At 70.3% G+C, this 19,329-nt stretch carries 16 protein-coding genes and 2 tRNA genes; 5 read left to right on the forward strand and 13 right to left on the reverse strand.

The genetic code is table 11. From position 1 onward, the window contains the following. The first annotated feature begins 81 nt into the window (after nt 1–81). The gene (locus OG352_RS07475) at nt 82–1,746 is read left to right on the forward strand and encodes a hypothetical protein (RefSeq protein ID WP_329215597.1); all 1,665 of its coding nucleotides are present in this window, start codon (nt 82–84) and stop codon (nt 1,744–1,746) included. Nucleotides 1,747–1,887: 141 nt separating this feature from the next. Here the strand turns inward: OG352_RS07475 and OG352_RS07480 are convergent, their stop codons facing one another. Next, entirely contained in the window at nt 1,888–2,451 is a 564-nt protein-coding gene (locus tag OG352_RS07480) for an HIT family protein (protein ID WP_329215598.1), read from the reverse strand. A 67-nt stretch (nt 2,452–2,518) separates the two neighbouring features. Here OG352_RS07480 and OG352_RS07485 point away from each other — a divergent pair, with 67 nt between their 5' ends. Next, entirely contained in the window at nt 2,519–3,181 is a 663-nt protein-coding gene (locus tag OG352_RS07485; RefSeq protein WP_329215599.1) for a potassium channel family protein, read from the forward strand. A gap of 28 nt (nt 3,182–3,209) precedes the next feature. On the opposite strand, the gene thrS is transcribed toward OG352_RS07485, so the two are convergent. The 3 genes from thrS to OG352_RS07500 all read right to left on the reverse strand — a co-directional run bounded on the left by thrS (nt 3,210) and on the right by OG352_RS07500 (nt 7,122). After that, the gene (gene thrS, locus OG352_RS07490) at nt 3,210–5,186 is read right to left on the reverse strand and encodes a threonine--tRNA ligase (protein ID WP_329215600.1); all 1,977 of its coding nucleotides are present in this window, start codon (nt 5,184–5,186) and stop codon (nt 3,210–3,212) included. Nucleotides 5,187–5,284: 98 nt separating this feature from the next. Then, nucleotides 5,285–6,502 (reverse strand): hypothetical protein, encoded by a 1,218-nt coding sequence (locus tag OG352_RS07495; RefSeq protein ID WP_329215601.1) that lies wholly within the window; start codon nt 6,500–6,502, stop codon nt 5,285–5,287. Beyond that, on the reverse strand, nt 6,499–7,122 hold the full coding sequence (locus OG352_RS07500; protein WP_329215602.1) for a DUF4365 domain-containing protein: 624 nt from the start codon (nt 7,120–7,122) through the stop codon (nt 6,499–6,501). Before OG352_RS07500 ends, OG352_RS07495 begins: the two co-directional genes overlap by 4 nt. Before the next feature lie 168 nt (nt 7,123–7,290). Between OG352_RS07500 and OG352_RS07505 the strand changes: the two genes are divergently transcribed. Further along, nucleotides 7,291–8,016 (forward strand): 3'-5' exonuclease, encoded by a 726-nt coding sequence (locus OG352_RS07505; RefSeq protein WP_329215603.1) that lies wholly within the window; start codon nt 7,291–7,293, stop codon nt 8,014–8,016. Nucleotides 8,017–8,070: 54 nt separating this feature from the next. On the opposite strand, the gene OG352_RS07510 is transcribed toward OG352_RS07505, so the two are convergent. Together OG352_RS07510 and OG352_RS07515 are read right to left on the reverse strand one after the other, a co-directional pair. After that, nucleotides 8,071–8,142 (reverse strand) — tRNA-Val (locus OG352_RS07510). Between the two features lie 39 nt (nt 8,143–8,181). Next, nucleotides 8,182–8,628: an SRPBCC family protein gene (locus OG352_RS07515; protein ID WP_329215604.1), complete on the reverse strand. Its 447-nt coding sequence runs from the start codon at nt 8,626–8,628 to the stop codon at nt 8,182–8,184. 81 nt (nt 8,629–8,709) lie between these two features. Between OG352_RS07515 and OG352_RS07520 the strand changes: the two genes are divergently transcribed. Then, nucleotides 8,710–11,115, forward strand: a complete 2,406-nt coding sequence (locus OG352_RS07520; RefSeq protein WP_329215605.1) for an SCO7613 C-terminal domain-containing membrane protein — start codon at nt 8,710–8,712, stop codon at nt 11,113–11,115. 7 nt (nt 11,116–11,122) lie between these two features. On the opposite strand, the gene OG352_RS07525 is transcribed toward OG352_RS07520, so the two are convergent. The 5 genes from OG352_RS07525 to OG352_RS07545 all read right to left on the reverse strand — a co-directional run bounded on the left by OG352_RS07525 (nt 11,123) and on the right by OG352_RS07545 (nt 17,803). Continuing rightward, nucleotides 11,123–13,858, reverse strand: coding sequence for an exo-rhamnogalacturonan lyase family protein (locus OG352_RS07525; protein ID WP_329215606.1), 2,736 nt, complete (start codon nt 13,856–13,858; stop codon nt 11,123–11,125). 112 nt (nt 13,859–13,970) lie between these two features. Beyond that, nucleotides 13,971–14,600, reverse strand: coding sequence for a hypothetical protein (locus tag OG352_RS07530; protein ID WP_329215607.1), 630 nt, complete (start codon nt 14,598–14,600; stop codon nt 13,971–13,973). 13 nt (nt 14,601–14,613) lie between these two features. Then, on the reverse strand, nt 14,614–15,534 hold the full coding sequence (locus OG352_RS07535; protein WP_329215608.1) for a carbohydrate ABC transporter permease: 921 nt from the start codon (nt 15,532–15,534) through the stop codon (nt 14,614–14,616). Then, on the reverse strand, nt 15,531–16,496 hold the full coding sequence (locus OG352_RS07540) for a carbohydrate ABC transporter permease (RefSeq protein ID WP_329215609.1): 966 nt from the start codon (nt 16,494–16,496) through the stop codon (nt 15,531–15,533). The genes OG352_RS07535 and OG352_RS07540 overlap by 4 nt, the downstream gene beginning before the upstream one ends. 20 nt (nt 16,497–16,516) lie before the next feature. Next, nucleotides 16,517–17,803 (reverse strand): ABC transporter substrate-binding protein, encoded by a 1,287-nt coding sequence (locus OG352_RS07545; RefSeq protein WP_329215610.1) that lies wholly within the window; start codon nt 17,801–17,803, stop codon nt 16,517–16,519. Between the two features lie 324 nt (nt 17,804–18,127). Between OG352_RS07545 and OG352_RS07550 the strand changes: the two genes are divergently transcribed. After that, the gene (locus OG352_RS07550) at nt 18,128–18,415 is read left to right on the forward strand and encodes a hypothetical protein (protein ID WP_329215611.1); all 288 of its coding nucleotides are present in this window, start codon (nt 18,128–18,130) and stop codon (nt 18,413–18,415) included. Nucleotides 18,416–18,501: 86 nt separating this feature from the next. Here the strand turns inward: OG352_RS07550 and OG352_RS07555 are convergent. Both OG352_RS07555 and OG352_RS07560 read right to left on the reverse strand, forming a co-directional pair. After that, a tRNA-Val gene (locus tag OG352_RS07555) sits at nt 18,502–18,573 on the reverse strand. A 123-nt stretch (nt 18,574–18,696) separates the two neighbouring features. Continuing rightward, nucleotides 18,697–19,158, reverse strand: a complete 462-nt coding sequence (locus tag OG352_RS07560) for a TIGR02611 family protein (protein ID WP_329215612.1) — start codon at nt 19,156–19,158, stop codon at nt 18,697–18,699. Nucleotides 19,159–19,329 lie beyond the last annotated feature (171 nt).

A 19,329-nucleotide genomic window follows, 5' to 3' on the forward strand; every position in this document is an offset into this window, starting at 1 on the left:
TGATGACCTGATCAACAGGTGTGCGGAGTACGGAAGTCGGGAAGGCCGCAGAAGCGAGAGTGGCGGCGATCGGGGGCGGGAATGACCGTTGACAGCGGTTACGCGGACATCTTCGGACCACAGGTGCCGCGCACGGGCGGCGAGGGGCAGGCCCCGACGAACGCCCTGGCCTCGGCGGCCTATCGGGACACCCCGATGGAGGAGATCAAGAAGGCCGACAACGAATGGCACCAGTCGACGGTCAACGACGGCCGCAAGTGGGCGAAGATCTTCCGCCCCAACTTCGGTGAGGCGTACTCCCAGGCGGTCATCGACCGCATGCTGGGCGTCGGCCGCAAGCCGCTCATCCAGTCGTTCGGCAGCGAGCCGCAGGTCGTCGTCGAGCACTGCCTCGCGGCCAACCGCATCCGCCGGGAGCGCGACAAGAAGCTCACCGGCCTCATGCTGCTGTGCGGCGTGCTCTTCCTGCCGGGCCTGGTGGTCTGGCTGCTCGTGTTCCAGCTCCGCGCCACCGTGGGCAGGACGGACAACAAGCGGATATCCGGGCTCGGCACCGGCCTGCTGGTCGCCGTCGGCGCCCTCGCCGTGCTCTTCCTGGTCAAGATGCCGTTCACCGGCCTGGCCGGGTGGTACGCGCGCGGGTGCATCGTCGCCCCCGTGGTCGGCTGGTTCCTGGCCAAGCGGATCTGCGAGAGCACCGCGAAGGACCTGCGCGAGCGCTGGGACGGCCTGCTGTCCGGCGGCAGCGTCGGCGCGAAGGTCCCCGAGGCGGTGCCGACCAGCCCCGACCAGGCCGCCGCCGAGCAACTGCGCCAGTCCCTGGCCCGGCTCAGCGCCGAGCAGCAGTCCAACTCCGTCTTCTACGCCGGCCCCAAGGGCATCCTCGGCATGGGCACCCGCTGGGGCGCGTGGCATCTCGCGGAGGAGCTCAAACCGCTGGACCCCGTCAAGGGCGTCCACGAGTTCCGCAGTTGGACGGTCGTACGGGCGATCCACGACGAGCTGTCCGTGCTGCACCGGCAACGCCTGAAGACCGGCGGTTTCCCCGCCCCTTCGGTACGGCACTGGATCGTCACGCACGTGGGCGAGAAGGCCACGGCGGTGGCCCGGCCCGAGGGCACCGACGTCGAGGCGTACCAGGTCAAGCCGAGGGCCGTCGAGGACATCTGCAACAACCAGCAGTTCGACAGCGGCGACCGGCACTATCTGGGCGTGCAGTGGGCGCACCTGTGGGGCGGCGATCTGATCCTCACCATGCTGATCACCGTCACCGTGCTGAAGGAGACCCTCCGCATCGAGGTCACCGGACACGCCCTGGGCCCGGTCAACGGCCTGTTCAGCGGCAAGCCGGAGGCCCCCACCAAGGAGGTCGCCAAGACCGTCCGCTTCTGGGAGACCCGGACCATCAAGCTGCCGCTGATCACCACCGACGAGGTGGTCCGGCTCGCCGCGCGGGCCACGATCAGCTGGTACCCGCCGGTCCTGAAGTGGCTCGGCGGCTCCCTGGGCCTGCCCGAGCCGTTCGGCCTGCGGCACGCCTGGGCCGACCAGCCCTGGCGGCACCGTTTCATGGCCGACGACGCGCTGCGCGCGGCCACACCGGTGCTGCGAGCGGTGCACACGGCCGCGCTCAAGGTGCTCAAGGAGCACGACGTGGACACCGAGAAGTTCAGCTCACGCTCGTCGGCCCTCAGCGGAGCGGTCCAGGAGGTCTCGCCGAAGAAGGCGGACACCTACGACGCGTAGGCCTCCGGCGGTGGGGCGGGTATTCGTGCGGGTGGGTCTGGGTGGCTGTCCACTGGGGGCTGCGCCCCCAGACCCCCGCTTCGGCCCTTAAGGGGCCTCGTCCTCAAACGCCGGACGGGCTGAGTGTGCCGGACCGGCTGACTAGAGGCCCGTCGGCCAGGCCTCTGCCAGCATTTTTCTCGTGTCCGCGAGGAGTTGTGGCAGCACGCGCGTGTGGCCCACCACCGGCATGAAGTTCGTGTCGCCGCCCCAGCGGGGCACGATGTGCTGGTGGAGGTGGGCGGCGATACCGGCGCCGGCGACCGTCCCCTGGTTCATGCCGATGTTGAAGCCGTGCGCGCCGGACGCGGTGCGCAGCGCCGTCATCGCCTGCTTCGTCAGCTCGCCCAGCTCGGCGGTCTCGGCCAACGTCAGGTCGGTGTAGTCGGCCACATGCCGGTACGGGACGGTCATCAGGTGGCCGCCGTTGTACGGGTACAGGTTCAGCACCGCGTACACGTGCTCACCGCGCCGGACCACGAGCCCGTCCTCGTCGGACTTCGCCGGGATCGAGCAGAACGGACAGCCGTCGTCGGCCCCCGGACCGGTCGGCTTGTTCTCACCCTGGATGTAGGCCATCCGGTGGGGCGTCCACAGGCGCTGGAACGCGTCCTGCGTCCCCACTCCGATCTGCTGCTCCGGCTCACTCGTCATGCAAGGCAGCATATGGCTTCGCCCGTTCGCGGCGTGTCGCCGGGGTTGCGGGCGGCGCCCTCCGGGCCAAGCTGGGCCGATGGACGCCAACAGCCCCACGGCCCGCTGGGAGGAGCACGTCGAGCTGCCGCTCGCGCTCGCCTCGATCCTCTACCTCGCCGCGTACGCCGTCCACGTCCTCGTCCCGGGCATGTCCGCCTTCTGGCACACCGTCTGCCTCGCTGTCCTGTTCACCATGTGGGCGGCGTTCGGCGTCGACTACGCGGTCCGCTGGCGGCTCAGCGGACGCCGCCTGGGCTTCGTACGGACTCACGTGCTGGACACCCTCGTACTGTTCCTGCCGCTGCTGCGCCCGCTGCGGGTCGTGAAGGTGTACGAGGCCGTCGAGCGCCGGCGCGGGCAGCCACGGCTGTCCCTGCACGGGCGCGTGGCGGCCTATGCCGGGCTGGCCACCGTACTGCTCGGTTTCTCCGGAGCCCTCGCCGTGTACCAGCAGGAGCGCTACGCCCCCGGGGCCAGCATCCGCACCTTCGGGGACTCGCTGTGGTGGACCTGCGCCACCCTCTCGACCGTCGGCTACGGCGATGTCGTACCGGTGACGGAGAAGGGCCGGGTGATCGCGGTCGGCATGATGGCCTGCGGACTGGCCCTCCTCGGCGCGGTCACCGGGTCGTTCTCGTCCTGGCTGCTCCAGGTGTTCACCCTGGAGAGCGACAAGCAGGAAGGGCCCCCGGGGACCTGAGTCCCCGGAGGCCCCTCACCGCACGGCGTCAGACCTGGGACCGCTCCTCGACCACCTTGGCGATCTTCGCGATGGCCTCGTCGAAGGGGATGCCGTTCTCCTGCGAGCCGTCCCGGTAGCGGAAGGACACCGACCCGGCCGACATGTCCTCGTCGCCCGCGATGACCATGAAGGGCACCTTCTGCTTCTGGGCGTTGCGGATCTTCTTCTGCATGCGGTCGGACGAGGAGTCGACGTCCACCCGCAGCCCCTGCTTCCTGGCGGCCGCGGCGAACTTCTCCAGGTACTCCACGTGCCCGTCGCCGATCGGGATGCCGATCGCCTGGACCGGGGCCAGCCACGCCGGGAACGCGCCCGCGTAGTGCTCCAGGAGCACCGCGAAGAACCGCTCGATGGAGCCGAACAGCGCGCGGTGGATCATCACCGGACGCTGCTTGGAGCCGTCGGGGCCGGTGTACTCCAGGTCGAAGCGCTCGGGCAGGTTGAAGTCGAGCTGCACGGTCGACATCTGCCAGGTGCGGCCGATGGCGTCCTTGGTCTGGACGGAGATCTTCGGCCCGTAGAACGCGGCGCCGCCCGGGTCGGGGACGAGGGGCAGGCCCTGCTTCTCGGCGACCTGGCGCAGCGTCTCCGTGGCCTCCTCCCACACCTCGTCGGAGCCGACGAACTTCTCCGGGTCCTTGGTGGACAGCTCCAGGTAGAAGTCGGTGAGGCCGTAGTCGCGCAGCAGGTTCAGGACGAAGGTGAGCGTCTTGTCGAGCTCCTCCGCCATCTGCTCCTTGGTGCAGTAGATGTGCGCGTCGTCCTGCGTGAAGCCCCGCGCGCGGGTGAGTCCGTGCACGACGCCCGACTTCTCGTACCGGTAGACCGTGCCGAACTCGAAGAGCCTCAAGGGCAGTTCACGGTACGAGCGGCCGCGCGCGTCGAAGATCAGGTTGTGCATCGGGCAGTTCATGGGCTTGAGGTAGTAGTCCACGCCCTCGTCGAGCTGCATGGGCGGGTACATGCCGTCGGCGTACCAGTCCAGGTGCCCGGACGTCTCGAAGAGCTTCCCCTTCGTCGCGTGCGGGGTGTAGACGAACTCGTAGCCCTCCTCCTCGTGGCGGCGGCGCGAGTAGTCCTCCATGACCCGGCGGATGACGCCGCCCTTGGGGTGGAAGACGGCGAGGCCGGAGCCGATCTGCTCGGGGATGGAGAAGAGGTCCAGCTCGCTGCCCAGCTTGCGGTGGTCGCGCTTCTCGGCCTCGACGAGGAAGTCGAGGTGGGCCTTCAGCTCCTCCTTGGAGGGCCAGGCGGTGCCGTAGATGCGCTGGAGCATGGGGTTCTTCTCGCTGCCGCGCCAGTAGGCGGCCGCGTTGCGCATCAGCTTGAACGCCGGGATGTTGCGGGTGGTGGGCAGGTGGGGACCGCGGCAGAGGTCCTTCCAGCACAGGTCGCCGGTCTTGGCGTCGAGGTTGTCGTAGATCGTCAGCTCGCCGCCGCCGACCTCGACGTCCGCGCCGTCGTCGGTCGACGCGGAGCCCTTGATGCCGATCAGTTCCAGCTTGTACGGCTCCGCGGCCAGCTCCTCGCGGGCGGCCTCGTCGGTGACCACGCGGCGGGAGAACCGCTGCCCCCGCTTCTGGATCTCCTGCATCTTCTTCTCGACGGCCTTGAGGTCCTCGGGCGTGAACGGCTTCTCGACGTCGAAGTCGTAGTAGAAGCCGTCCTTGACCGGCGGGCCGATGCCCAGCTTGGCCTCGGGGAAGAGCTCCTGGACGGCCTGGGCCATCACGTGCGCGGTGGAGTGGCGCAGGATGTTGAGGCCGTCCTCGGACGAGATCTCGACGCCCTCGACCTCCTCGCCGTCCGCGAGCACGTACGACAGGTCCCTGAGCTCCCCGGCCACGCGGGCGGCGATGATCGAGCGCTCGCCGGCGAAGAGGTCGGCGGCCGTGGTGCCCGTCGTCACCGTGCGCTCTTCCCGCTCGGAATCGCGTTGGATGATCACACGGACGTCTGACACCGGTCTCTCCTGACTGAAGGGGGTGCGGCGCCATACCGTGAGCGCGCGCAAGTGAGGATCGTACCGACCCGCACCCGTCGACCGCGAAACGGTTACTTTCAGTCCTCGCCTCCGCACGCTTCCTCGAAGAAGTCCAGGTTCTCCTGGAGGGACTTCATCAGCCGGTCCCGCTCGGCCTCGTCCACCTGTACGGGGACGACGCCGCCGGCGCCGGTGAGCCTGCGGAAGCCGCCTCTGCTCTCGAGCCGGCCCTGCACCCGCACCGGCAGTCCGACCAGGTGGGCCTGCCCGGCGATGCGGTAGTCCTCCTCGTCGAGGGTGAGCCGGACGTGCGGGATCTCGGCGCCGGCCAGCACCCGCAGCCGTACGCTGCCCTCGCCGCGCGGCCCCGACCTGCGCATCCGGACGACCGTGCCGGTGACCCGCACGGGCACGGAGGGCTCCTCGCGCAGATAGCGGGCGCCGGCCTCACGCAGCACGGGCAGGTCGCCGGGCGAGAACTCGACGGGTTCGTCGCTCGCGGCGCAGTCCTCGGGGACACCGGCCGCGGGCGACCACTCGACGGCGATCCGGGCGCCCTCGGTGCCCCGCACGAGGGCGATCAGCGCCTCGGTGAGCTCACGGCTGGCGCCGGCCTCCACGGCGCCGTCGAAGGCGTCCATGCCGCCGGTGGCCCGCTGGTAGTCGATGGCCTCGCGGACGGCGTACAGGGCCTGGTGGAGGCGGACGGCGAGGGGGCGGGCGCCCGCGACGGGGGCGAAGGCCGTCAGCCGGCGTCCGCCGGCCGCGCTGCCGACGAGGACGCTCTCCAGGGTCGTCAGGGCCGCGCGGCGGTGGCGGGCGCCGTAGTAGCCCGCACGCGCGCGGGTGGCCAGCGCGCCGGCGACGAGCAACTGGCGGGCTGCCCCGCGCAGTTGTTCCTCGACGGCCCAGGACGCGGCCCCTGCGGGCCCGGTCGGCGCGTCCCGCCACCAGCTGATCTCGTCGCTGGGCACGGCGAGCCCGACGAGCACCTCGCGGGCGGCGGGCGTGCCGCTGCGGGCCAGCGCGAGGAGCGCCTCGCCGAGCAGGTCGTCGCTGTCGGGGAAGGCGCGGCTCTCGGGCACGAGGAGGCTGGTCCCGCCGCCGCCCGGGCCGGGCGGGGTCCAGCGGCCGTAGCGTCCGGCGGCGCCGCCGCGCCGCTGCCAGCCGTGCCGGCGCAGCAGGGCGGCGAGGACGGCCGGGTCGACCTCGCCGGGCTGCGGGGTCTCGTTCCAGTGGATTTCGGGGTGTGGCCGTACGGTCCGCAGCGGCTCGCCCAGGGGGCGGTGGTTCATGGTCTGCCTCCCGTCCCGGCCCGCGTCATGATCTCGCACAGCGCCCGGTCGTCGAAGATGCGTGTGGTGGGTATCCGCACGGTGGTCCGGGTCCGGCCGGTGATCGGGTGGCCGGCGAGATTGACCCAGTAGCAGCAGTGCCGCAGGTCGAGACGGTCGTGACCGGCGCGCAGCCAGTCGTCCTGGGATCGGGGCACGAGCATCACGACGAGGATCTTGTGCACCGACACCGGGGTACGGGCGAGCTTGCGCAGGTGGTCGTTGTCGAGGGTGAAGGAGAAGAAGCGGCGCATCGAGTGGGGCGGGGGCGCAGCCCCCTCGGTCGAGGGTGGTGGTGGGAGACGGGCGGGCGGGTTGGGCCGCACCTGGTAGGTGGCCTTGAGCTGCACCTTGATGGTGACCTCGTCGTCGACGGTGTGGCCGGGTGCGCTGTGGCTGACGTGCCAGTCGATGCCGTTGTCGGGGAACGGCTGGGACAGCGAGCACCCGGCTGCCGCCGCGACGGCGTGCAGATAGCCCACCTGCAGTGTCTCCATGCAGGCGGTGGTGGCGAGGGTGCCGCGATGAATGCCCGCGCTTTCGGGCAGCAGCCCGCCCCGCTCGGGCTGCGCTATCGCCATGGCCAACAGCCTTCCACGCAGAGCCAGTCCCCGTGACGGGTCGCTGAACTGCAAAGACCCGTACTCGTGTTGTGTCCTTCCGGCGTACGGCGCAAACAGCCCGGGTATCACCAAACAGGCAGAAGACGGTGCGTCAGCTGCCGTGGGTGAACGAGGGGTTGAGTAGGTATGACGTACTGGTACGAGGGGCCGTTGGCCGCCTTTGACACGGAGACGACGGGCGTCGACGTGGAGACCGACCGGATCGTGTCGGCCGCCCTCGTCGTCCAGGACGCGCCGGGGGTGCGGCCGCGGGTGAGCCGCTGGCTGGTGAACCCGGGCGTGCCGGTGCCCGCCGGGGCGACGGAGGTGCACGGGCTGACGGACGAACACCTGCAGCGCAACGGCCGCTGGCCGTCGCCGGTGATGTTCGAGATAGCCGAGCTGCTCGCCGAACAGGCCGCCGCGGGGCGCCCGTTGGTGGTGATGAACGCGCCGTTCGACCTGACGCTGCTCGACCGCGAGCTGCGCAGGCACCGCGCCTCGGCGCTGGGCGACTGGCTGGACGCGACGCCGCTGCGGGTGCTGGACCCGCGGGTCCTGGACAGGCATCTGGACCGCTACCGCAAGGGCCGGCGCACGCTCACCGACCTGTGCGGGCACTACGGCGTGACGCTGGCCGAGGCGCACGACGCGGCGGCGGACGCGCTGGCCTCGCTGGAGGTCGTCCGGGCGCTGGGCCGACGGTTCGCGACGCGTCTGGAGCGCCTGTCCCCCGCAGATCTGCACGCCCTGCAGGCGACCTGGCACGCGGCCCAGGCGCGGGGCCTGCAGGCATGGTTCGCGCGCAGCGGCACTCCGGAGACGGTGGACACGTCGTGGCCCCTGCGCCCGGAGCTGTCGGAGGCGGCCTAGGGACTGCCCGGGCATAAAAAAGTCGGCCCGCGTGACGCGGACCGACTTTCCCGGTGGGCGATACTGGGTTCGAACCAGTGACCTCTTCGGTGTGAACGAAGCGCTCTCCCACTGAGCTAATCGCCCGGGAACGCAGCGAACAATACAGGTCTCCGCGCGCTTCGTTCAAACCGCTTGCAGGTGGGCCGTCAGGCCGCGCCGTCCGGCCCGCATCATCAGCCGGTGGTTCAGGCGGAACACCGGCCGCCCGGCGACGGCGAACCGCCTCAGCAGCGGCTTGTTGACGTCGACCACCTGGTCGTAGCGGGCGAGGGTGCCGGGGCCGCCGGCGGTGAGGGTCCAGCGCGCCCAGCCGTCGACGTCGCCGGTCATCGCGATCTCCAGCACCCCGGCCGCCGGATCGCGCCGCACCTCACGCGCGGTGAAGGTCAGGTCGTACGGGAGGACGGAGCGGATGCGGACGACGCCGGTGGTGTCGTCGAGCCGGTTCACCTCGCGCACCTGGGGCCACCAGCGCGGGTAGTCCTCGGCCTGCTCCAGGGCTTCGTACACCCGGGCGGGCGGCGCGGGCAGGGCCCACAGGCTGCGGAAACGGTAACGGGTCCAGTCCATGGGCCGAGTGTGCCCGCGCGGGCGGGTGCCGGCGGCATTGAGCACGTGCGGCATTTGAGTACGTCCTGAGTACGTGCACTCATGCCGCCGCGCGTGACGCGGACCACACTCCGGGGCATGACGCATTTTCCGCCCCCGGCCGAGGAGCTGCGGCTCCTCGACACCGAGCTGCGGCAACTGGACGCCCGCCGCGCCCAGTTGCTGGACCGCCGCACCTGGCTGGTCGCCACGCTTCAGCAGGCGGTACGGCCGGCCCAGCCGGTGTGGCCGACCCCGCCGATGCCTGCGGGACCGTCCGCCCGACCCGAGGCCACCGCGCCGGGTGTGCAGAACCTTCTGCTCCTGCTCGGCGGCGTCCTGCTCACCGTCGCGGCGATGGTGTTCACGCTGGTCAGCTGGGGTCACCTGGGCATCGTCGGCCGGTCCGTGGTGCTGGGCGCGGTCACGTTGGCGGTGCTCGGCGCTCCCGTGGCGCTGCTGCGGCGGGGGCTGCGTTCGACCGCCGAGTCGGTCGCGGGTCTGGGCCTCGCGCTGACGGTGCTGGACGCGTACGCCCTGCGTGAGGCGGCGTTCCCGGCGGCGGACGGCACGGCGTACGCGGCGGCCGCGTCGACGGTGCTGGCGGCGCTGTGGGCGGCGTACGGCACGGCGCTCGCCGCGCTGCCGGGCTCGGCCACGGTGCGACTGCCTCGACCGGCCGCCCTGATGGTCGGTCAATTTCCTTTGCTGCTCTGGGTGTTGGCAGCCGGCGGCGAGGCACACACGGTCACGGCCGCAGTGTTGCTGACGGCGGCGTTCGACACGGTGGTCGCGCTGCGGGTGACCGACCGGCCGGTGCGTCTGGTCGCCGTGGTGTGCGCGTTCGGCACGGGCGGCTGGGGCGTCCTGGCAGCCGGCCTGCTCTCCTTGGACGCGGCCGGTCCGGTCGCCGCCGTCCGGGCGGCGGCGCTGCTCGCCCTCGCGGCGGCGATCGCCCTGGGCGTGGCCCGCATCGCCCCTCGCCCTGAACTCGTGACGGGGGCGGCGGCGACCGGCGCCCTGTGCGGGGTGGTCGGCCTCGGCGGCATCCTGCGGGTGTGGGTGCCCGGCGACTGGGCGGTGCCGGCGTATCTGGCGTGCGCGATCGCCCTGTTGGCCGCCGTGCGGGGCCGGGAGGCGGTGCGGCGGGGTGTCGCCCGGGCCTCCGGTGTCGTCCAGGCGGGGGCGGTGCTGTGGGCGGTGCCGGCCGTCGGTGTGACGCTGCTGGGTCCGGCGGCGTGGCTGCGGCAGCCGTGGTCCGGAGCTCCGGCCGGCGCGCGCGCCGCGTCGACGATGGACGCCTTCTGGCCGCCGTACGCCGTCACGGCTCCCCTGATCCTCGTCGCGGTGGCCGCCGTTCTGGCGACGGCGGTCCGCGACGAGGAGTGGCGCCCGCAGGCGCTGACCGGCGCGCTGACGTTGGCATGGGCCGCAGCCCTCGTCACCCCGGCCGCGCTGCAACTCCCCTACGCCGTGGGCCTGTTGATCCAGGGGTCCACGACGCTGGCGCTCCTGGTGCCGGTGGCGCGGACGGCCACCGGGCTCGCCCTGGTCACCTCCCTCGGCCTCGCCTTCCTCTCCCTGGCCACCGAACCGGCGACTCTCACCGTGCTCGGCTCACTGACCGTGGTGTTCGCGGTGGCCGCCCGGCGCGAGCGCCTGGCACCGGCGTCGGCGGCCGCCGCTCTCGGCTACGCCACCGCCCTGGCCTGCGCCGTGGGCGCCTCCGCCGGCTGGCGGCCGGAACACATCGCGCTGCCGGTGCTGGTGGTCCCGGTGGTCGCGGCCCTGGTCGCACCCCGGATCGGCGACGCCGCGACGACGGTCGCCGTCGAGGTGACGGGGGCCGTGGCGGGCCTGGTCGCCATCGGTCTGGCGGTGTCCGATCCGCCGCTGCTCGCCCTGGTGCTGTCCCTGTGCGCGGTGATCGCCGCGGGCACGGCGGTACGCCCGGACCGCCGCGCCGTCGGCTACGCGGCCGTCGTCCTGTTCGTGCTGGCCGCGTGGGTGCGGCTGGCGGCCTGGCGGGTGGGGCTCCCGGAGGCATACACCCTGCCGGTCACGGTTCCGGCGCTGCTCGTCGGCGCCCTGCGCCGGCGCCGCGACCCGGCGGCGTCGTCCTGGACGGCGTACGGTCCCGGGCTCGCCGCCACGCTCCTGCCGAGCCTGGCCACGGCCTGGGCCGACGTCGAGTTCACCCGCCCCCTGCTGCTGGGCGCGGCGGCGCTGGCGCTCACCCTGCTGGGCGCCCGGCACCGGTTGCAGGCGCCGCTGGTGCTGGGCGGTTCGGTGCTGGTCCTGGACGCGCTGCACGAACTCGCCCCGTATCTCGTCCAGATGACCGACGCACTCCCCCGCTGGGTGCCTCCCGCCCTCGCCGGACTGCTGCTGCTCGCACTCGGTGCGACGTACGAGCAGCGGCTGCGGGACGTCCGGAAGGCGCGGGAGGTCCTGGGGAGGATGAACTAGCCGTCGGCTACGGCATCTTGTCGCCGAGGAGGGACAGGTTCTCGATGGCGGCGAGGCCGTAGAGCGCGGTGTCGTTGGAGGACACCCAGACGGCCTCGCTGCCCGCGACCAGGGTGGCGGGGCCGCTCAGCGCCTCCGTCTTCCACGGCGAGGACTCCATGTATCCGTCGGAGCCGAAGAACTTCGTCCACGCCCGCTTGGCGAGCGCCGTGTCCCCGGTCTGGACGGCGGCGTACGCGTCGAGGCGCGAGTGGCCCTGGAAGAGCAGCAGGGAGCCGAAGTTGGAGCCGTAGCGCGCCGCCTGTTCGGCCTTGGTGGCGTTGAAGTAGCGGCAGTAGTCGAAGTACGCCTCGTTGAAGGCCGGCATGTCCACCAAGTGGATGAGTTCGGCGCACAGTTCGTTGAGGCCGAAGACGGCGGAGAGGTGGGAGACGCTCACCACGGGTGCCGGGGCGACGGCGAACTTGCCGGTGTCGAGGTCGTACAGCCCGCTGCCCTGCACGAAGCCGTTGGGCTGGGCGGCGATCGTCTCCATGGTGGACAGGACACGGGCCTTGGCCTTCTCCCACTTGGGGCCCTTGCGTTCCCACTCGGTCAGCCACGCCGAGACCAGGCCGCTCCAGTCGGTGCCGAAGCCGATCGACAGGGCGTGCCGGTCGGGCGTGTACGGCTCGGTGCGGATCTTGCGCAGCGGGTCCAGGGCGAGGAACGTCTCGTCGGAGTCGACGTTGGCGTGCATGAGGTCGCCGACCCGCTCGTCGGCGGTGAGGAAGTAGTAGTAACGGCGGTAGGTCGTGTTGGCGATGCGCTGCTGCTTGGCGCTGTCGGCGTAGTGCTGGACGCCGTGCCGGGTGCCAAGGCCCGCCCACTGGCCGATGTGGTAGACGTCGACCTCGCCGGTGTGCCGGGTCATCGCCTCGGCGAAGCGGAAGATGTCCGCGCGGCCGGAGCGCAGGTACGCGAACCACAGCCACAGGTCCGGCGACAGCTCGGAGTTGTCCCAGGCGTAGCCGCCTATGTCGTACCGCCACTGGTGCCGGACGCTGTCGTACGTGTGCATGATGTCGCCGTAGTCCCAGAAGCCGTACCAACGGCGTTGCTCCACCTGGTCCTTGTAGTACGTGAAGAGGAAGTCGAGGTGGTCCTCGATCTTCGCCTTGGCCGGGGTGGAGCGGTCCGGCTCGGAGTAGAGACCGGGGCCGAAGACCTTCGCCTTGATGAGCTGCTTCGGCGGGGCGGCGAGCTGCGGCAACACCCGTACGGCCTCGACCTGTTCGGCGAGCTTCTCGGGGGCGGGCGTCGACTCGTTGACCCAGAAGAGGAGTTCGGAGGTACGGGCGATGCCGTAGGGGGTGCCGAAGCCGGGCTCGTAGTCCTCGTAGGTGATGTTGAGGCCCTCGAGCTGCTCGGGGAAGGTGTCCTGGCCCATGCCGTCGTGGTAGAAGCGCAGGTCCATGGGCTGCGCCTCGGGCGACCAGAGCCAGAGAGTGACCTCGGCCTCGTCGGTGTGGGCGTCGCGGATGTCGAGTTGGCTCGGGTGCTTCTCCCAGAAGTCCCTCAGCCCGAAGGAGAATCCGCCGCTCGCGCCGCCGACGTACCCGAAGCCGGAGGCGCGCTTGCCGCCGCCGGCGCCGATCCAGCCGTAGCCCTTCTTGGTGCGCTTGCGGAGCGTGAAGCCGTCGGCGGAGAGCTGGGAGAGGGTGTAGTCGCCCCACTCGGGGATGTACTGGAGACGGGTGGTGACCCGCTGGTCCCAGGCGGCCGGGTCGGGCAGCTTCTGGCCCGCGTACTGGGCGGCCTGGACCGCCGCGCCGGGGTCGCGGCGCAGACCCGTGATGCCTTTGACCGCTTCCCTCAGCAGGCCGGTGCCCTCGCCGCCGATGCGGATGTGGCGGTCGTAGGACTCGTCGCGCATCGGGACGGTGAAGCGGACGCCGAGGCCCCGGATGAAGTCGCCGCTCGCCTTGCCGGGCTCCTGCTTCCCGTCGTAGGTGATGGTGTGCACCATGCGGAAGGAGTCGGCGCCCGCGTAGAAGTAGAGGCGGATGGAGAACGGGAGCCAACTACGGCCGCCCTTGCGGTGCTTGCCGTCGATGCGGACGACCGCGCGGACGGGGCCCGACTGCTCGACGGTGACGGTGTCGATGGCGCCCTCGAAGCGCTCGGTCTTGACGGTGCCCTGGTCCTCGTCCTCGATCTCGGGCTGACGGATCAGGACGAGGCGGCCGTTCTTGGCGATCTCGGTGGAGCCGCGGGTGACCGATTTGATGAGCGTGGCCCCGGACTTTCCGATCCTCGCGGTGATGACGCCGGTCGAGACGTCGATGGTGCCGCCGCTCTTGTCGACGGTGACCTTCTTCGCGGGGGCGGCGGGCGCGCCGGCGGCGAGGGTGAGCTTCCCGGAGCCCGAACTCACCGCGTGCGCGGTCCACTTGAGCGATCCGTCCGGCCAGTACGCGAGCGGCCAGGACTGTACGGGGACGTCCTCGCCGGCGGTGTCCGTCAGCGCGAAGGTCTGGTCCTGCCGGTAGGCGCCCATCGGCCAGGGCACGCCGAGCGTGGCGCCGGGGGCGGCGCCGAGACCGCCGTCCTCCAGCCAGTCCAGGGTGACCGGATCGGCGTCCGCCGCCCCGGCTCCCGGCGCGGCCTCGGCGCCCTTCACACCCAGCGCCCAGCTGAACTGTGCGGCGGCGCCGGCGACGGCCGCCGCCTTGAGGAGGGACCTGCGGGGGATGGGAGACATGAGATGCGGCCTTCCTTTGCGTGCGGGATGCGATCCGTACGGTGGTCAGGACGATGGTCAGGGGCATGACAGAGAGATTCGCGGGCGCCATCCCGGGCGCCGACCATGGTGCTCAGCGGTCGCGGTACCGCTGCTCCACGGCCACGGCCGCCGCAGCCACCGCCCCCAGGACGGGGACCGCCAGCGGTACGACGACCCAGCCGGACAGGGCCACCATGGCCAGTCCGGCGATGAGCAGAAACGATCCGGCGGGGTCGAGCACGGTACGGCGACCGGCCTGCGCGAGCAGGGCGCGCCAGGAGTCGCCCGGCGTCCAGACCGCCGCCGCGCGCAGCCCGGCGACCATGAGGCCGATCAGCGCGAACAGGCCGACGGCCCCGACGAACGGCCCGCCGGGAATTCCGGCCCGCGCGGCCTGGACGTCCACCCAGACCGCGGCCACCGCCAGCCACCCGGCCAGCCCGGCCGCCCAGCCGCCGCGCACGGCGGAGCGGAAGTCGGCGACGAACTCCCGCCGGCCGCCGCGCTCATGGGCGATGCGGCGGCGCAGGTGCCGGGACCCGGCGGCGAAGGCGGCCGGATACGTGACCACGCCGACCGAGGCCACCACGATCCACACCCCGGTCAGCAGACACTCGGCGAACACCCCGAACCGCTCGGCGAGGACCGACTCCTCGCGCTCCTCGTGTCGCTCCCTACGACGCCCTTTGTGGCTACGGGCTTTCACACGCGCTTCGGCCATGACGTGACCCGCCTCAGCCCTTCAGTCCGGAGGTCGCCATTCCGTCGATGAGATACCGCTGGAAGGCGAGGAAGAACAGCACCACCGGCAGCAGCGCCACCAGCGACATGGCGATCAGTCCGCCGTAGTTGGCGGCGACGCCGTCGGAGTCGCGGAACATCGTCAGCCCGAGGGAGACGGTGTACTTGCCGGGCTCGTTGAGGTAGATCAGCGGGCCCATGAAGTCGTTCCAGGCGTTGATGAAGGTGAAGATGGCGCTGGTGATGAGCGCGGGCCGGCACAGCGGCAGCACGATCGACCAGTAGATGCGCAGGTGCCCGCACCCGTCGAGCCGGGCGGCCTCGTCGAGCTCCCGGGGCAGGTTGCGCATGAACTGCACCATCAGGAACACGAAGAACGCCTCGGTGGCCAGGTACTTGCCGATGAGCAGCGGCACGTAGGTGTTGATGAGCTCCAGCTTCTGGAACATCACGTACTGCGGGATGAGCAGCACGTGGTAGGGCAGCAGGAGCGTGCCGATCATCAGCGAGAACAGCAGGTTCCGGCCCGCGAACCTGATCTTGGCGAACGCGTACGCGGTCAGCGAGCAGGAGACGAGGATGCCGGCGACGGAGCCGAGCGCGTAGAAGAGGGAGTTCTGGAAGAACGTCCAGATGCTGATGTCCGCTATGCCGTCGGCGAGGCCCTTGAAGTTGCCGAGGATGGGGCTGGTGGGGAACAGGTCGAGGCTGTTGATGATGTGCTTGCTCGGCTTGAACGAGGCGCCGACGACCCAGAGGACCGGGTAGAGCACGACCGCGAGGACGAGCAGGGAGCCGAGATGCCAGACGAGCGAGCCGGCCCGTCTGCGGCCGAGGCCGGCCGACTTGTACGCGGCGGGCGGGCCGGCGGGTGGGCCTGCGGGTGCGGCGGTGGGCGTGGTGGTGGCGCTCATCGGGCGTCCTCCGCGTCGTTTTCGTAATGCACCCACTTCTTCTGCGACCAGAAGAGGACGGCCGTCACGAGGGCCACGGCCAGCAGCAGCATCCAGGCCATCGCGGAGGCGAAGCCCATCTGCGCGTTCTTGAAGCCCTGCTGGTAGAGGTAGCAGGTGTAGACGAGCGTGGCGTCGGCCGGGCCGCAGTAGCTGTTGGAGACGACGTAGGCCGAGCCGAAGATCTGGAAGGAGTGGATGGTCTCCAGCAGCACGTTGAAGAAGAGCACCGGGGAAATCATCGGGAGCGTGATGCTCCAGAACCGGCGAAACGGCCCCGCGCCGTCCAGTTCGGCCGCCTCGTACAGTTCCCTGGGCACCTGCTTGAGACCGGCCAGGAAGATGACCATGGGCGCGCCGAACTGCCAGACGGTGAGCGCGACCAGGCAGTACAGGATCCAGTCGGGGTTGCCGACCCAGCCGCCGACATGGACTCCGAAGACCGACATCGTCCGGTCGACGATCGCGTCGTCGGAGAACATGGACCGCCAGACGAAGGCGATCGACACGCTCGCACCGATGAGCGAGGGCGCGTAGAAGGCCGCCCGGTAGAAGGCCTGGCCGCGCCGGCTCTGGGCGAGCAGGAGGGCGACGCCGAGCGCGAGCAGCAGCTTCAGGGGCGTGCCGATGACGACGTACTTCGCCGTCACCTCGACCGACTTCTGCCAGCGCGGATCGTCGAACATCTTCGTGAAGTTGTCGAAGCCGATCCACTTCGGACTGTTGAAGAGGTTGTAGTCGGTGAAGGCGAAGTAGAGCGACGCCACCATGGGCCCCGCCGTCAGCAGTACGAAGCCGGCGATCCACGGGGACATGAAGAGATAGCCGGCGAGGTTCTCCCGGCGCCCCCGCCGCTTGCCGACGGCGGGGGCTGCGGAGCGGGCCTTCCGGGTGGTGGGCGGAGATTCCTTGACGAGCGTCACAGTTGGTTCCCCATCAGGCGTCAGGCTTGGAAAGCGGCCTCGGACTCGTCGAAGAACTGCTTCACCGCGTCGGAGACCTTGGTCTTTCCCAGGCTCATGTCACCGGCGATGCGCAGGAACGCCGCCTCGACGGTGTCGGCGCCGGAGGGGTGCGGGGTGATCGTGCCGAGGACGCCTGACTTCGTGGTGTCGGCCTCGTACTGGGCGATCTCCTTGGCGACCGCGTCGGTCGGCTTGAACGCCGCGTACTGCTCGGTGCTGGCGAGGATGCCCCGGTCGTAGCCCATGATCCTGCCGACCTCGGGGTCGTGGACCATGAAGTCGATGAACTGGGCGACTTCCTTGGGATGCGAGGTGCGCGCGGAGGCGCTCAGCATCAGGGAGGCGAGGTACTGGCCGGTGTTCTTGCCGTCCATGGTGGGGATCGGGGCGAGGCCGTACTCGCTGTCGCCCTCGGCGGTGTAGCGGACGGTGAAGTTGTCCCAGGTGAACTCCGAGGCGGCGTGCCCGGCCGAGAGGGAGGACTTGGGGCGGTCCTGGGCGACGATCTTCGGGTCGGTGACGACTCCGGCCTTGGTGCGGTTGTAGCCGTCCTGCCACCACTCCGTCAGATCGGCCTTGTCGAAGCCGAGTCCGTCCTTGGTGAAGAACGCCTTTCCGTTCTGACGGAGATACAGGTCGTAGAGATACATGATGCTGAAGTAGCCCGTGTCCCCGGGAACCTTCGTCTTGTCATAGATGGTCTTCAGTGCCTTGAAGTAGTCGTCCCAGGTCCAGCCGGGAGCGGCCTCGACGCCCGCCTTCTGGAACGCCTTCTTGTCGATGACCAGCGCCATGGTGTTGGAGCCCACCGGAACACCGAGCTGCTTGCCGTCGACCTCGCCGACCTTGGTGACGCCCGCGCGGAAATCGTCGAGTCTCAGATTGCCCGCGTCCACCTGGGACTTGAGGTCGAGCAGGATTCCTCTCTTGTCGTACTTCCGAAGAAATCCGACGGCGTTCTGGAATACGTCCGGGGGATTTCCGCCGGCCGCCTGCGTCTGGAACTTCTCCCAGAATGCGACGTAGTCCTGGAAGTCACCCTGGACCTTGATCTTCGGGTACTTCTTCTCGAAGAGCGCGATGCTCTGGTTGATCCTCTTCGTGCGCTCCTCGGCACCCCACCACGCGTAACGGATCGTCACCGTCCCGTTCCCGGAACCGCTGTCGCCCCCGCATCCCGTCGTCGCGGCCAGCCCGAGCGTGACCGCCGTGGCTCCGGCCGCCTTCAGGATCGTTCGCCTCTCAATATTCCCGCTGGTTCCCACGGTCGGGCCCTCCCCGGAGCGTCGTTGCCGCCTGCATGAATCGTTTCAAGAAAGCGCTTGCTGGCACAAGGTACGAGGGGGCCGGGGGAGCGTCAATGATTCGGACAGGAATTTCTTGTGCGCGGCCTCTGCGAGAAGCGCGGCACTGCTGGGCGATGTTGCGTCTACTGCGGGACGAACTCGCAGGTGAGGTACGTCCGTTCGGCGCCTCGAACCGGTGACCGGCCGCTGGGGAATCGAACCGGCGGGCCGAAATCCGCCTGGGGGACGGGGGTTGCGTGGGCGATGGGGTGACGGTTGGGGTGACGGAAAGGAGTTGCCGGTGTGGAGGCAGGACAGGCGGGGCACGGCCTGACCGGCTGGCGGCTGGCGGCTGGCGGCTGGCGGCTGGCGGCTGGCGGCTGGCGGCTGGCGGCTGGCGGCTGGCGGCTGGCGGCTGGCGGACCACGGGACACCCCGGGGCGGGTGCCGAAGGGCTGCGCGACGGAGTGGCGCGAGGGGTGGGAGGAGTGTGTAGCGCCGACGGGGAGGCGCGCGATGATCGTGTCGACAGCGGGAACATCGGGCGGCCGTCGGGGCGGTTGCCAGCGACTTCTGGGCGGTTGTCAGTGACTGTCGAGCGGACGCCGGGGAGCATGCCGGCCGCACAGAACGACGGCGGCCCGTCTGCACTCTCGCAGACGGGCCGCCGTTCCGGGTGGGCGATACTGGGTTCGAACCAGTGACCTCTTCGGTGTGAACGAAGCGCTCTCCCACTGAGCTAATCGCCCGGACGCAGGAAGAACATTACCCCATGTCAGGGGGTGGCCGTGACCACTACCGACCGGCCCCCGCACCCGTGCAGACGATCAGCCGAAGGCCGCCCGAAGATCACCGGACTCGCTCTCCGAAGATCACTGGTTCTTGATCTTCCAGGGCATCTCCAGACCGAACTTCCACAGGTAGACACCCATGAGCGTGCCGATGATCACGAGGCCGATCGAGGTCAGGATGATGTTGCGGCGCCGCACCGTCGGGTCGAGTGCGCGCTGTGCCGCCTCGGTGACCTTGCGCTTGGTCCAGCGCAGCACCAGCTGGGCCCAGACGAACTCGGTCGCCCAGATCGCCATGCCGCCGAAGATCACGACCCAGCCGGGACCGGGCAGCGGCAGCATGATGATGCCGGCGACCACCACGGCGAGGCCGATCACGAAGACACCGACCTGCCAGCTCAGGTGCAGCATGCGGCGCGCCTTGACGTATTCGGGCGCCTTGGAGCCGAGCCCCTGCCCGCGATCTTCCGCCGGCGTCCCGCCCGGCTTCGACCCGTTCACCGTCACGACCGCCTCACCCGGCTCGTCACTCCCCGTATTCATACAGCCAGACCCTACCCGAGAGATTCCAGTCACCGGAATGGTGGTACTTCGCGAACGAGGCATCGGCCGGAAGAGTTACGTAAAGGCACGCAAAACACGCAGAGGGGTTTACAACGGCACCGTAGGTGGCATGTCGATTTCGCCGACGTGCGAATCCCCGAGCGCACACTG

The sequence above is a fragment of the Streptomyces sp. NBC_01485 genome, from assembly GCF_036227125.1.
GTDB lineage: Bacteria > Actinomycetota > Actinomycetes > Streptomycetales > Streptomycetaceae > Streptomyces.